At 64.0% G+C, this 13704-nt stretch carries 14 protein-coding genes; 8 read left to right on the top strand and 6 right to left on the bottom strand.

The genetic code is table 11. The features are described 5' to 3' along the window. The first annotated feature begins 4 nt into the window (after positions 1-4). The 5 genes from SPHV1_RS03255 to SPHV1_RS03235 all read left to right on the top strand — a co-directional run bounded on the left by SPHV1_RS03255 (position 5) and on the right by SPHV1_RS03235 (position 4614). Positions 5-2569 (top strand): helicase-related protein, encoded by a 2565-nt coding sequence (locus tag SPHV1_RS03255; protein WP_054944670.1) that lies wholly within the window; start codon positions 5-7, stop codon positions 2567-2569. A 29-nt stretch (positions 2570-2598) separates the two neighbouring features. Next, a complete protein-coding gene (locus tag SPHV1_RS03250) occupies positions 2599-2892 on the top strand; it encodes an RNA-binding S4 domain-containing protein (RefSeq protein WP_054944651.1) in 294 nt (97 codons plus the stop codon). A gap of 19 nt (positions 2893-2911) precedes the next feature. Next, positions 2912-3250: a ferredoxin FdxA gene (fdxA, locus tag SPHV1_RS03245; RefSeq protein ID WP_007012628.1), complete on the top strand. Its 339-nt coding sequence runs from the start codon at positions 2912-2914 to the stop codon at positions 3248-3250. 324 nt (positions 3251-3574) lie between these two features. After that, complete coding sequence (locus SPHV1_RS03240) at positions 3575-4108, top strand: CarD family transcriptional regulator (RefSeq protein WP_013831484.1); 534 nt, start codon at positions 3575-3577, stop codon at positions 4106-4108. Between the two features lie 155 nt (positions 4109-4263). Next, a complete protein-coding gene (locus SPHV1_RS03235) occupies positions 4264-4614 on the top strand; it encodes a hypothetical protein (RefSeq protein ID WP_369817859.1) in 351 nt (116 codons plus the stop codon). 17 nt (positions 4615-4631) lie between these two features. On the opposite strand, the gene SPHV1_RS03230 is transcribed toward SPHV1_RS03235, so the two are convergent. Continuing rightward, complete coding sequence (locus SPHV1_RS03230) at positions 4632-5597, bottom strand: L-threonylcarbamoyladenylate synthase (protein WP_054944649.1); 966 nt, start codon at positions 5595-5597, stop codon at positions 4632-4634. A gap of 92 nt (positions 5598-5689) precedes the next feature. Between SPHV1_RS03230 and SPHV1_RS03225 the strand changes: the two genes are divergently transcribed. Further along, the gene (locus SPHV1_RS03225) at positions 5690-6514 is read left to right on the top strand and encodes a DUF815 domain-containing protein (protein ID WP_054944648.1); all 825 of its coding nucleotides are present in this window, start codon (positions 5690-5692) and stop codon (positions 6512-6514) included. 10 nt (positions 6515-6524) lie between these two features. Here the strand turns inward: SPHV1_RS03225 and SPHV1_RS03220 are convergent, their stop codons facing one another. Further along, entirely contained in the window at positions 6525-7988 is a 1464-nt protein-coding gene (locus tag SPHV1_RS03220; protein WP_054944647.1) for a sorbosone dehydrogenase family protein, read from the bottom strand. Between the two features lie 62 nt (positions 7989-8050). Here SPHV1_RS03220 and SPHV1_RS03215 point away from each other — a divergent pair, with 62 nt between their 5' ends. Then, complete coding sequence (locus SPHV1_RS03215) at positions 8051-8545, top strand: GAF domain-containing protein (protein ID WP_054944646.1); 495 nt, start codon at positions 8051-8053, stop codon at positions 8543-8545. A 125-nt stretch (positions 8546-8670) separates the two neighbouring features. Then, on the top strand, positions 8671-9297 hold the full coding sequence (locus SPHV1_RS03210) for a glycine zipper 2TM domain-containing protein (protein WP_054944645.1): 627 nt from the start codon (positions 8671-8673) through the stop codon (positions 9295-9297). Between the two features lie 117 nt (positions 9298-9414). Here SPHV1_RS03210 and SPHV1_RS03205 read toward each other — a convergent pair whose 3' ends face one another. Genes SPHV1_RS03205 through mnmG form a run of 4 tightly spaced genes read right to left on the bottom strand, consistent with a single transcriptional unit; the run spans position 9415 to position 13656 of the window. Beyond that, on the bottom strand, positions 9415-10401 hold the full coding sequence (locus tag SPHV1_RS03205; protein ID WP_176167974.1) for a ParB/RepB/Spo0J family partition protein: 987 nt from the start codon (positions 10399-10401) through the stop codon (positions 9415-9417). Next, a complete protein-coding gene (locus tag SPHV1_RS03200) occupies positions 10398-11174 on the bottom strand; it encodes a ParA family protein (RefSeq protein WP_054944643.1) in 777 nt (258 codons plus the stop codon). The genes SPHV1_RS03205 and SPHV1_RS03200 overlap by 4 nt, the downstream gene beginning before the upstream one ends. Further along, entirely contained in the window at positions 11171-11812 is a 642-nt protein-coding gene (gene rsmG, locus SPHV1_RS03195) for a 16S rRNA (guanine(527)-N(7))-methyltransferase RsmG (protein ID WP_054944642.1), read from the bottom strand. The genes SPHV1_RS03200 and rsmG overlap by 4 nt, the downstream gene beginning before the upstream one ends. Beyond that, complete coding sequence (gene mnmG, locus SPHV1_RS03190; protein WP_054944641.1) at positions 11809-13656, bottom strand: tRNA uridine-5-carboxymethylaminomethyl(34) synthesis enzyme MnmG; 1848 nt, start codon at positions 13654-13656, stop codon at positions 11809-11811. Before mnmG ends, rsmG begins: the two co-directional genes overlap by 4 nt. Positions 13657-13704: the final 48 nt, after the last annotated feature.

Below are 13704 nucleotides of genomic sequence, written 5' to 3'. Positions count from 1 at the left end.
TGAAATGGTTCAGGACCGGAATGTAACGGCGCGCGGTGACGCTCCAACAGGGGTGAAGGCCGTGCTCGGGCCGACCAACACCGGCAAGACTCACCTCGCCATCGAGCGGATGTGCGCCCATTCCAGCGGAGCGATCGGCTTTCCGCTGCGTTTGCTGGCGCGCGAGGTCTATGACCGGGTCTGCGCCATCAAGGGTGAACAGAACGTCGCCCTGATCACCGGCGAGGAACGGATCGAGCCCCGGAACGCGCGCTACCTGCTGTGCACGGCCGAGGCGATGCCGGTGCTCGATCGCAGCCTCGCTTTCGTGGCCATCGACGAAGCCCAGCTGGGCGCCGACCGCGAACGCGGCCATGTCTTCACCGATCGCCTGCTCTACGCCCGGGGCCGCGAGGAGACGATGATCCTCGGTTCCTCGACGCTCGAACCGATGGTCAGGGCGCTCGTGCCCCACGCCGAGATCGTCACTCGCCCGCGCTTCTCGACTCTCAGTCATGCCGGGGCGAAGAAGCTCAGCCGCATCCCGCCGCGCAGCGCCATCGTCGCCTTCTCGACCGAGCAGGTTTACGCCATCGCCGAAATGCTGCGGCGCTTCCGCGGCGGCGCGGCCGTCGTCATGGGGGCGCTCAGCCCACAGACACGCAATGCCCAGGTCGCGCTCTACCAGTCCGGTGAAGTCGATTATCTGGTCGCCACAGACGCCATCGGCATGGGACTCAACCTCGATGTCGAACACGTCGCCTTCGCCGGCCTGTCCAAGTTCGATGGCGTGCGCCATCGCCGCCTCACCACCTCGGAAATGGCGCAGATCGCCGGACGCGCCGGACGTCACCAGAAGGACGGCACTTTCGGCACCCTCACCGGATCTGGCACGCACGATTCGGAATTCGACCCCGAAGAGATCTTCGCCATCGAGGAGCACCGCTTCCCGCCGCTGACGAAACTGTTCTGGCGCGAGGCGGAGCCCCGATTCGACAGTATCGCCACTCTGATCGGCGACCTTGAGAGCCCGCCGGATCTGCCCGAACTGGTTCCGGCCCCCGAAGCCATCGACCTTGCCGTACTCAAGCGCCTGTCGGACGATCCGCAAGTCGCGGATTCGGTGCATGGGTCGGCGATGGTGGAAAGATTCTGGGAAGTCTGCCGCCTGCCCGATTTCCGCCAGCAGGGGGCCGAGACCCATTCGCGCTTCGTTGCCCGCCTGTGGCAGGACCTGCGCCGCGGCGAACTGGGCGCCGACTACGTTGCCAATGCCATTGCCCAGCTCGACCGCACCGGCGGCGATATCGATACCCTCCAGGGACGGATCGCCGCGATCCGGTCATGGGCCTATATCGCCCAGCGACCCGACTGGGTCCTGGCGCGCGACGAGATGGCCGCCCGCGCCCGGGCCGTGGAGGCACGGCTTTCCGATGCCCTCCACGGAAAGCTCACCGAACGATTCATCAACCGACGGACTGCCGTACTCATGAAGAAACTGGGGCCCGATACCGGGCTGCTCTCCGTGCGCATGGAAGACGAGGAAGTGCTGGTCGAAGGCGAGCACATCGGCTCGCTGCGCGGCTTTGCCTTCCATGTCGATCCCGGCGCCCGCCTGTCGGACCGCAAGCTGCTGCTGGCTGCCGCGGAAAGGCACCTGACCTCGTTGCTGCAGAAGCGTGCCGACGAACTGACCGAAGCGATTCACGCCGGGAGCGCCGGGATCACGCTCGATCGTGGCAAGCTCATGTGGGATGGCGAATCGCTTGGCACTCTCGCGCCGGGACGCTCGCTCCTGTCGCCGGTTCTGGTCCCCGACCGCACGCTCGATTCCGTGCCGGGCCCCTCGCGCAAGGCGTTGGTCGCCGCGCTCGAAGCCTGGCTCGATGCTGCGCTGCAACCGCTGGCCCCACTGCTCAAACTCGATGAAGCCAGCCGTTCCGAGGAAGCTGGCCCCGATCTCAGGGCCCTGCTCATCACTCTCGTCGAAGCTGGCGGCATGACGTCACGCGAGGATTCGGGAGTCGACAAGCTGGACAAGCAGCGCCGCACGATGCTCTCGCGGCTCGGCGTGCGCGTTGGCGCGCTCGATGTTTTCTTACCTGCGATGCTCCGCCCGGGCCCGATCGTGCTGTGGCGCGAACTCGCGCAGGTGTTCGGCAAGTCCCCGCGCGATGGGGCTCCCGAAGACGCGATGCCACCCGCCCTGCCCGCCAAGCGCCGCCAGCGCACGCCGGGCTATCGAAGCCTGGGCAAGCAACTTGTGCGTCTCGACATGGCCGAAAAGCTCCTGCGCGAAGCCCACGAGGCGCGCGGCGGCGGCAAGCCCGCGGGAAGCGGACGCAGCTTCGCGCTCGACCCGGCCAAGGCGGTGTCGATGGGACTGACCACCGAAAGTTATGCCCGGCTGCTTCGGCTTGCAGGCTTCCAGCCGATCTTGCCGCGCCAGCTGGCCGAAGGCGCCCATGGCCCGCCGGCACCGGTGCGCTGGCGCTGGCGTCCGCCGCGCCGTCACGTCGAAGAAACAAGACCTCAGCCGGTGCGCAAGGACAATGCCTTTTCCATTCTTGCGGATATGGTGCGCAACTAGAGGGGATTCGGGGAGATGGAGGCTACCGCATGAGGATCGACAAGCTGATCTGGTTCCTGCGTCTCGCCAAGACCCGCACCATCGCCCAGGCCATGGCGGAAGAGGGCCACATGCGCCTTAACGGCAGGCGCGTGGAGCGCGCGCACCAGAAGGTTTCGACGGGCGATGTGCTCACCCTTGCGACCCCTTCCGGGGTGCGGGTGATCGAGATCGTGACCCTGCCGATCCGCCGCGGCCCCGCCCCGGAAGCGCAAGCCTGTTACAGAGTGCTTGACGGCGGGGCAGATAATCCCATAGCAGCGGCCTTCCGTAACGAGGCCTGATGAAGAGGATACCGCCTCCATGACCTATGTCGTCACCGACGCCTGCATCAAGTGCAAGTACATGGACTGCGTGGAAGTCTGCCCTGTGGACTGCTTCTACGAAGGCGAGAACATGCTCGTCATCAATCCCAGTGAATGCATCGACTGCGGCGTCTGCGAACCGGAATGCCCAGCCGAAGCCATCCTTCCCGACACCGAAAGCGGTCTCGAGCAGTGGATGGAACTGAACACGAAGTACTCGGCCGAGTGGCCGAATCTCACGTCCAAGAAAGATTCGCCGGAAGATGCCGACGAGTACAAGGGCGTGGAAGGCAAGTTCGAGAAGTTCTTCTCGCCCGAGCCCGGCGAGGGCGACTGAGGCCTGATCTTTCCGGGGGTTCGCCCCCGGAAACAGACGTATCCGCCTGAGGATACGTCGCAATCGGCATGCCGGGGGCTCGCTGAACCTAATGGTTCGCGCCCCTCTGGCAATTTTGTCACATGTATGCTATATAATAGTCCAACTGCCCGGGCCGTCTGCCCGTTTGGCAGGCGTTTCAGTGCGAGGCAGGGATTCGAGAGCAAGCGGTTGGGGGAGTAATCTGACCGGGCGGCGGAGGCGGCTGACACGCTTCCAAGTCGCACCCCCGGTTATCTCCCGACAAAAGTATGGCTCTCGGACCTGCAGGTGAAAGGACGATACATGGCAACCAAGGCCGATGCCTTCGATGTTGGAGATTACGTCGTTTATCCCAAGCACGGCGTAGGCCGTGTGATCGAGTTGCAAAAGCAGGAAATTGCCGGAATGCAGCTCGAACTTTATGTGCTGCGTTTCGAAAAGGAGCGCATGACCCTGCGCGTTCCCGTGAACAAGGTTGAATCGATCGGCATGCGCAAGCTGTCCTCGGACAAGACCCTGCGCGAAGCTCTCGATACCCTCAAGGGCAAGCCCAAGGTGAAGCGCACCATGTGGTCGCGCCGTGCCCAGGAATACGAAGCCAAGATCAACTCGGGCGATCTCGTCTCGATCGCGGAAGTCACGCGCGACCTGTTCCGCGCCGACGACCAGCCGGAGCAGAGCTACTCCGAACGTCAGATCTTCGAGGCTGCGTCCTCGCGACTGGCGCGCGAACTCGCGGCCATGGAAAAGACCGACGAGCCGGCCGCTCTGCAGAAGATCCTCGCGATCCTCAACGAGTATGCTCCGAAGTACTACGAGAGCGCCGAAACCGCCTGATCGGGCGTTTCGATGCCGACGAAAGGGCCGCTTCCGCAAGGAGGCGGCCCTTTTCGCATGTCGGGGTGCCGCAGACCGCCATCCGCTGCGTCAAAGTTGCGCGGCGCAATTTCTGTTGCCTGCCGCGCAGCGTTCATTGCGATGACAGACGGAACATGACAGGTTCCGCCCCGATGACTTCACGCCTCAGGCTATTCGCCCCGTTCGCCCTTGTCGCGGCCCCGTTGCTGGGCGGCTGTATGTCCACCGTCGCCAAGGTAGCGACCGCCCCCGTGCGCGTTGCCGGCAAGGGCGTGGACATGATGACGACCAGCCAGTCTGAAGCCGACGAGAAGCGCGGCCGGGAACTGCGCAAGCGCGAGGAACGTCTCGGCAGCCTGCAACGGGACTACGATCGCCACTTGCGCGAATGCAACGAAGGCGACAGCCGCTCGTGCCTCAAGGCGCGTGACGACTACGCCGAGATCCAGCAGGTCCTGCCGACAGTTCCGGTCGAACGCCGCTGATTCCTTCGCGGCAATAGTCAGGCAGCAGCCCGGCGCAGGCGATCGTTGATCGCCTTGCCGATGCCATCCTCGGGTACAGGTGCCACGGCAATTCTCGGCTGTGGCGATGCCGCCCCTTCGTGCAGCAACGCATAAAGCCGCGATGCAGCTTCGGAGAGATCGCCCGAAGCCGACAGTGTGACGTGGCCCGCGACATCCGCGAAACCGATATGAAACTCGTCCGCTTCAGCGATTCGTGCGTCGAGCCGTACTGGCTTGCCCGGCGCATAGTGGCTGGCAAGCTGGCCGGGCGCCTCGATCGCATGTGACGTCACGGCGTCGCTTCTCGAACCGAGAACGGCGGAAATCGCTGACTCCGGAATTGGACCGGGACGCAGGACCTGCCAGCGCCCGCCCTCACGCAGGGCGATGATCGTCGATTCGAGCCCCGCTTCGCAGGCACCGCCATCGAGAACGGCGTCGATCCTGTCCCCCAGCGATTCCACCACATGGGCCGGTGTCGTGGGACTGACCCCGCCGCTGCGATTCGCGGAAGGCGCGGCGAGCGGGAGGCGAGCCTCGGCAATGACCGAGCGCATGACCGGATGCGCCGGACAGCGCAATGCAACGGTCGGCAGACCGGCAGTCACGGCAGCGGCAATTGGCGCGCCTTCCTGCACCGGCAGGACCATGGTCAGGGCGCCCGGCCAGAATCGCCTGGCAAGCAACACGGCGCGCTCGTCGAAAACGGCCAGTCGCCGGGCCGAGGCCAGGTCCGCGACGTGCACGATCAGCGGATTGAAACTGGGCCGACCCTTCGCGCGATAGATCGCAGCCACCGCTTCATCGCGATCGGCGCGGGCGGCGAGTCCATAGACCGTCTCGGTCGGCACGGCGACAAGGCCCCCCTCGCGCAGCACGCGCACCGCCTCGGCGATACCTTGCGGATCGGACGGCAGCAGGGCAGGCCGACCTGCCGGACTATGCTCGCTGGATTGGGCCATGGACCGCCGCTATAGGCGGATGCGCAAAATGCCAAGGAAAAGCGCTCGATACCGGGCCTTTCCATCGCAAAACGAAGCAAAGAAATGACGTCATGACGCAAACCGACCTGCTTTCCCGCATTGCCGACGCGCTGGAGCGCATCGCCCCTTCCCCCGTCGCCGAGACCGACTGGCTGGCCCATCCCGCCTATGTCTGGACCGGGCAAGCGGCACGCCCCGTCAACACGCTGGAGGCCCCTGCCCTCGATCTCCTGCGCGGGATCGACGACCAGAAGCAGCGCGTCGTCACCAATGTCGCGCGCCTTGCCGCCGGCTTCGCCTCGCACGACATGCTGCTCTGGGGCTCACGCGGCATGGGCAAGTCTGCCGTACTGCGCGCCGCGATCCGGGCCGCGCAGCAGGAACATCCGGGCCGCATTGCCCTCGTCCAGGTCGCGCAGGAAGCGCTCTCCGGCGTAACGGGCCTGTTCGCGACATTGGGCAAGGTGGACCGCCAGTTCCTCGTCTTCGTCGACGATCTCGGCTTTGAGGAGAGTGAAACCAGCGGCCCTCGCCTGCTGCGTTCCTGGCTGGAAGGCGGGGTCGAGGCACGCCCGGCCAATGTCCGCCTCGCCGTGACCTCCAATCGCCGCGCGATCGTCGCGCGCACGATGTCCGAGCAGGACGACCCGATCAATCCGCGCGACGCCGTGGACGATCGCCTCGCGCTGGCCGACCGCTTCGGCCTGTCGATCGGGTTCCACAACTGCGATCAGGACGCCTACCTGGCGATCATCGGCGGCTATGCCGATGAATTCGGACTGCAGTGGGACTCAGGCGATGCGCTCGAATGGTCACGACGCCGCGGAGCCCGGTCAGGCCGCGTCGCCTGGCAATATGTCAATGAGCTTGCCGGACGCGCCGGCAAGGCTCTCTGACCTTTCGCGATCAGTTGTCCATCATCCCCCCGAGCAGCGCCTCGGGGGTGAGCTGGGTCGGGTCCTTGAGGTCGGTCTGGGGCTCGAGGTGATCGGTCTCGACCCGCTTGATCGCTTTGGAAGGCTTGGCGCCGGGCGCCATGACCCGCCAGATCACACCCGCGGTATCGTCACTCACCAGCAGCGCCCCGGTCTTGTCCCAGGACACCCATGTCGGGCGGCCATGGGTTGACCCTTCCTTGTCGAGGAAGCCAGTCAGGACGCGCACCGGCTTCGCGTCCTTGGGATTGCCGTTGGCATCGAAAGGAATGAAGACGACGTCGTAGCCCACAGCCGGACGGCGGTTCCACGAACCGTGACGGGCAATGAACGCACCGTTCGCAAACTGCGAACCCATGATGTTGCCGCCATTGGAAAAGACCATGCCCAGTACGGCCGTATGCGCGCCCATCGCGTATTCGGGCTTACGGGTATAATCGCCCATGCCGTACTGCATCGGCCAGCTCACGCGATCGTCGTAGACATTCTTCCAGTAGATCCATGGCCAGCCGTACTGCACGCCAACGGGGACGTTCGTGAAGTAGTCGGGCACGAGATCCGGCCCGAGCATGTCGCGCTCCTGAACCGTGGCCCACATTTCCTCGGTCGAGGGGTTCCAGGCCATGCCGTTGGGATTGCGCATGCCGGCGGCGAATTGGCGACGATGCCCGGTATCGGTGTCGATTTCCCAGATCGCGGCGCGTCCGGCCTCTTCCTCCATGCCGTTATCGGCGATGTTGGTGGCCGAACCGACCGCGACATAGAGATGCAGCCCGTCCTCGCTCAGCAGCAGGTTGCGCATCCAGTGATTGCCTGCCGGCGGCAGGTCCATCAGCTTCTTCGGCGCGCCTTCCAGCTTGGTGGTTCCCGCTTCGAAGGAAAATTCTAGCACCGCTTCGTGATTGGCGATGTAGAGTTTGCCGTTGCCGTAAGCCATGCCGGACGGGGAATGCATGTCGGCGGTCCGGAAGTCGAAACGCTGCTCCGCCTTCCCGTCGCCGTCTTCGTCGCGCAGCAGGACGATCTTGTCCGGCGAAGGCGCCCCCGCACCGACGCGATCCATCATCCAGGTCATTACGGCTCCGGTTATGCCGCCCGGCTTGCTCCCGGCGGGGGCATTGGTCTCAGCGACCAGGACATCGCCATTGGGCAGCGTGATCATCGTGCGCGGATGGTCCAGCTTGTCGGCAAATCGGCTGACGGACAGCCCCTTGGCCGCGACCGGCTTCTCACCCTCGGCCCAGCCAATCGTCTTGGGCAGGCTGACGCTGGGGATCCATTGCGGATCGGGATCGACCAGCGTGGGGTCCTTGCCCGCCGTCGCATCGCTTGGCAGGTCCGAGCTGTTCGAGAACTGCGCCCAGGCTATCGCCCCGACAAGGACGACAAGGAGCACGGCGAGGACCACGAGGGCCTTGATGAGGATGGAGCGCATGTGCTGCGAGATAGGCTTCTGCCAGCTATGCGGCAACCTCGTCTTGAGTTAACTGAAGCGCCATGTTCGATTTCCAGACTGATGCCGGGCTCAACAAGCCCGAGCTTTACGAAGCCCTTACGCAAGCGGCACAGGCACTCGTCTACGGCGAGAGCGATCCCGTTGCCAACATGGCCAACCTGTCCGCCGTGATCTGGCAGTTCCTGCCGGACCTCAACTGGGCAGGCTTCTACCGCACGATCGGCGACGAACTCGTCCTCGGCCCCTTCATGGGCAAGCCCGCCTGCATCCGCATTCCCTTCGGGCAGGGCGTCTGCGGCACTGCTGCTGCGAGCGCACGCACGCAAGTCGTCCCCGACGTCCACGCCTTTCCCGGACATATCGCCTGCGACGCCGAAACGCGATCAGAAGTCGTCGTACCTGTGGTCGTCGACGGCAAGGTCATAGCCGTGATCGATCTCGACAGTCCGACGCCGAGCCGCTTCGACGAAGCCGATGCTGCGGGACTGGAGAAGCTTGCCCTGATCGCCGCGAAGGCGATCTGTGCCACGCCCTGATGCGTCGAAACGGGACAGCATCGAAGGAGGTATGAGCAAGCGCTTGGTTTTGCGCGCAATACGATGCTAAATTTCGCGTTAACTTACCGGGCCAGCACTCCGGTCCTCGCGAAAGGGCAATCCCGATGCGTCTGCATTTCCTTGCTGCCGTTGGCACGGCACTGATACTTTCCGTTCAACCTGCCCTCGCCCAGCCTGACGATGTGTACGACCACGGCATGCCCGAGGCAGCTCCGATGCATCATGCCCGTCCGGACGGGCCGCGATACGCATTCGATCCAGCCGCACGCGATGCCTGGCTAGCCGATTGCCGCAGCCGGGTATCGCGCCGGGATTCCGGCGTGGGCGGCGCGCTGATCGGCGGTGCGGTCGGCGGTCTGGCCGGCAATCGCATTGCGGGGAGCGGCAACCGGACCGTCGGGACAATCGCCGGTGCAGTGGTTGGCGCCGCTGTCGGAGCCGCAATCGACAAGGCGGAAGATGCAGGCCGCTACCGGGACGAATGCGAAGCCTACCTCGACGACTACTACGCCTGGTATACCCGGAGCGCTAACTATTCACCCGGCTACGGCTATGGGCCGGCAACTTATGTCGCACCGATGTCCCGGCCGGAACCGGAATGCACCGAGACGATCGAATATGTCTATGAAGACGTGCCGGAGCGCCCCGCGCCCCGGAAGCGGTATATCCCGCGTCATGCCCCGGATAAGCGCATCAAGATCGTTCCCGACAAGCGCGTTCCGATCAAGTAACTGAAGGCACGAGAAAAAGGCGGGACCGGATACACAATCCGATCCCGCATGGTTCTTAATAAATTCAGGAACTTAATTACAACAAATCACGGCCTGCCACGGCCGGCAGCAAGACCGTCAGATCGAACCGCCGGTCAAACGCTGGCAAATCAGATCGAGCTGATCGAGCGTTGCATACTTGATCGTCACCGTGCCCGACTTGGGATCGGCATCGGCGTTGATTTTCACCGGCAGACCGAGGAATTCCTCGAGATGATTCTGCACGGCAGCAATGTCGGCATCTTCCGAAGCGCTGCGGGCAGTGCGGACCCGGCGCGGTGCGGCATCGCCGCGAGCCTTCTTGCGCACCAGCTTTTCGACTTCGCGCACCGACATCTGCTTGGCAATCGCTGCCTCTGCAATCTCGGCAGCACCTTCGCATCCGATCAGGGCACGCGCGTGACCCATCGACAGATCACCCTTCTCGACCATGACGATCACATCGTCCGGCAGTGCGAGCAAACGCTGGAAGTTGGCGACATGGCTGCGGCTCTTGTCGACCATGCGGGCGATCTCGGCCTGCGTCATGCCTTCCATCTCGGACAGGCGATTGTAGGCACGTGCCTCTTCGATCGGATTCAGATCCTCGCGCTGGAGGTTTTCGATCAGGGCCAAGGCCATGACTTCGCGCTCGGTCAGATCGCGAATCAGCGCCGGGATTTCGTGCAGTTGCGCCTTCTGCGCCGCACGCCAGCGACGTTCACCGGCAACGAGCTGGTAACGGCCGTTGTCCATCGGCCGCACGATGATCGGTTGGATCACCCCGCGCTGGGCGATCGACGCAGCCAGTTCCTCCAGCGCTTCTTCCTCGAAGATGCGGCGCGGCTGATCCGGATGCGGAATGATATCGGAAATCGAGAGCGTGGCGAGGCCCCCGACGCGCGGCGTGTCCACAGCAGAACCGCCCGCTTCATCCGGATGCGCCAGCGGTTCCTCGCGGCGCGTCTCGCCCAGCAAGGCGCCCAGACCGCGGCCAAGCCCCTTCGGCTTCTGCTTCACCGGCTTGGCTCCGACGGAGCTCAATCCCTGGGGAACGCTCATACGGACAACAGATTCTTCGCTCATGCCGCTTTCCTCTTCTCGGGCAGTCGGGTGATCAGTTCCCGGGCCAGCGCCATGTAGGCCCGACTGCCGGCACAGGCGTGATCGTAAATCAGGGCAGGAACGCCATGGCTGGGCGCTTCAGACAGACGGACATTCCGCGGGATCGTCGTCTCGAACACCAGTTGACCAAGGCAAGAACGCACGTCGTCGGAGACCTGCTCGGTCAGGCGATTGCGGCGGTCGAACATGGTCAGGGCAATGCCGATGATCCCGAGATCGGGATTGAAACGCTGCTGAACCCGCTCAACCGTCTGGAGCAACTGGCTCAAGCCTTCGAGCGCAAAGAATTCGCACTGCAGGGGAACCAGCAGGGTATCGGCCGCCGTCAACGCATTGAGCGTCAGCAGCCCCAGCGAGGGCGGGCAGTCGATAAGGCAGACGTCGTAGCCGATATCCTTGCGCAGCGCGTGCTGGAGGCGGTGAGCGCGATCCTCGGCGCCGACCAACTCGACTTCGGCACCCGACAGATCGACCGTCGCGGGCAAGAGATCGAGGCCCGGAATACGCGTGGGAATGACGCAATTTTCAACCGGGGCCTTGTCGACCAGCACATCATAAGTCGATGCGTCCCGCTCGGATGCTGAAATGCCGACACCAGTCGATGCATTGCCCTGCGGATCGAGGTCGATAAGCAGGGTCTTCCAGCCCGTGGCCGCCAGCGCAGTCGACACATTGATCGCTGTGGTCGTCTTGCCGACGCCGCCCTTCTGGTTGGCAATCGCGATACGGATCACTTGGTCTTACCCTTCCTGCCGGCCAAATTTCCGACAATAATGCCCGCCTGCGGGTCCGTAAGAGACTGTTCCACGTGGAACACATGCCGCCACTTGCGAAGGTCATCCAATTCTTGCTGTGCAGACCGCCCTTTGGGCAACAGCCAGATCGTGTCACTTGTGGAAAATCGCGCGGATAATGTCAGAAGTCGGTCCAAAGGTGCGAATGCACGCGCGGAAATGACACCGACCTCACATGTCTCGACCATTTCGAGGCGCTGACCGACGATGCGTGCGCGCTCCAGACCCATCGCGATTCGCGCACGATCGAGCCACTCGATTCGGCGCGCCCGCGATTCGACCATCAGCACTTCAAGCTCAGGTCGAAGGGCAGCGATGACGAGACCGGGGAAACCCGCACCTGTTCCCAGGTCCATCCATGGCAGCGATGTTCCACGTGGAACATGCGGCAGCAACTGCGCGCTATCGACAATATGCCGCAACCAGACATGATCGAGACTGGCCGCCGAAACGAGATTCTGTCGCTGGTTCTCCTCCGCGAGCATCTCGACCAGCTTCTCGAGCCGGGCCATCGCCGCTTCGTCGCACTCGGGCAGCGCACGCAACCACGCGCGCGCCTCGTCTTCCGTGGTAATCAAGCAGCCTCCCGACGGGCATGAACAAGCAGAGCAGCCAGTGCTGCAGGGGTAATTCCAGGTATGCGTCCAGCCGCGGCCAAGCTCTCTGGACGGGCACGCGTCAGGCGCTCGACCATCTCGCGGGATAGCCCGGGAATTTCAGCATAAGGAAAATCTTCGGGCAGCGGCAGGGCATCGCTTGCCCGCAGCTCGCGCAGTTCGCGCTCTTGCCGTTCGAGATACGGGGCATAGGCCGCATCCTCGGTGACTTCCTCAAGAAGCGACAGGTCGTCCAGCAGCGCGGGATCGACCCAGTCGGACAGTCCGGTTATCTCCACGCCATCGAAGCGCAGCCACTCCCGGATCGGCATGCGCCCGCCATCGCTGCGAACCGGCAGGCCCGCAGCCACGAGTTCCGAAGCCGAGGGCTTCTGGTCCATGGCGTCGTTGAGGGCCGCCCTCGCCTCCTCGCGCCGCGCGAACCAGTCGCGCCGCAACTCACCGATCGCACCGACGGCAAGACCTAGCGGCGTCAGGCGGGTCGAGGCATTGTTCGCCCGCAGGCGCAAGCGATACTCCGCGCGCGCGGTGAGCATCCGGTAAGGTTCGCTGACCCCGTGGAGGGTCAGGTCGTCGATCATCACCGCCAAGTAGCTGTTGGCACGATCGAGCCCCGGCGCTTCCCGATCCAGGACAACGGCAGCGGCATGCATACCTGCCACGAGCCCCTGGGCGGCCGCTTCCTCATAACCCGTCGTTCCATTGATCTGGCCTGCGCAGTAGAGCCCGGGCATGTCGCGCAGCTCCAGACTTGAACGCAAGGCACGCGGATCGATGTGATCGTATTCGACGGCATAGCCGGGCACGACCATCTCGACCGTCTCAAGACCTTCCATCGTGCGGAGCATCTCAAGCTGCACTTCGGCCGGAAGCGAGGTGCTGATCCCGTTGGGATAGACAAGGTGAGTCCCCAGCCCTTCCGGTTCGAGGAAGATCTGATGACCATCGCGATCTGCGAAGCGGTGAATCTTGTCCTCGATCGACGGACAGTAGCGCGGACCCAAGGCCCCGATCGCCCCCGAGAACAACGGTGAGCGATGGAGATTTTCGCGAATGACATCGTGACTGCGCGCATTGGTCCGGGTGATAGCGCAGAACACCTGAGGATTAAGACGCCGATCCCCCATTGCCGACATCGTCCAGAACTCGCCATCCGATGGCTGTTCATCCAGACGAGACCAATCGATCGTGCGGCCATCGAGCCGCGGCGGCGTCCCGGTCTTGAGCCGGGCCATCGGCAAGTCAGCCTCGCGCATCTGCACGGCCAGCTTCTGGGCCGATGCTTCTCCGATCCGCCCCCCGACGATCCGTTCCTCTCCGCGGAACAAGGTCCCGCCGAGAAAGGTGCCAGTGCACAGAATGACGGCGCGAGCCATCAGTCGCTCACCATCGGCAAGCTCGATGCCGACCACACGCTCACCATCGAAGACCAGCGCCGCTGCTTCGCCGGCGACCAGAGCCAGATCACCCTGCTCTCCAAGCAGACGATGAATCGCTGCTTTGAAAAGGCGACGATCAGCCTGGATCCGCGGCCCTTGCACCGCGCTGCCCTTTGATCGATTGAGCATACGATAGTGGATGGCTGCTGCATCGGCTGCGCGCGCAATCAGACCATCGAAGGCATCGACTTCGCGCACGAGGTGGCCCTTGCCCAACCCACCGATCGCCGGGTTGCAGCTCATTGCACCGACAGCGTCGAGATCGAAACTGACGAGCGCAACGCGCGCGCCCATGCGCGCGGCAACGGCAGCCGCCTCGCAGCCGGCATGGCCGCCGCCAATCACAATCACATCGAATGCACGCATGGCGATGCGCTTACTCGAATGCGGGATTCGCGTCAAAGCGACTTGCAC

Source organism: Novosphingobium sp. KN65.2 (assembly GCF_001368935.1).
Lineage (GTDB): Bacteria > Pseudomonadota > Alphaproteobacteria > Sphingomonadales > Sphingomonadaceae > Novosphingobium > Novosphingobium mathurense.
This window is presented reverse-complemented; position numbering and strand designations above follow the sequence as displayed.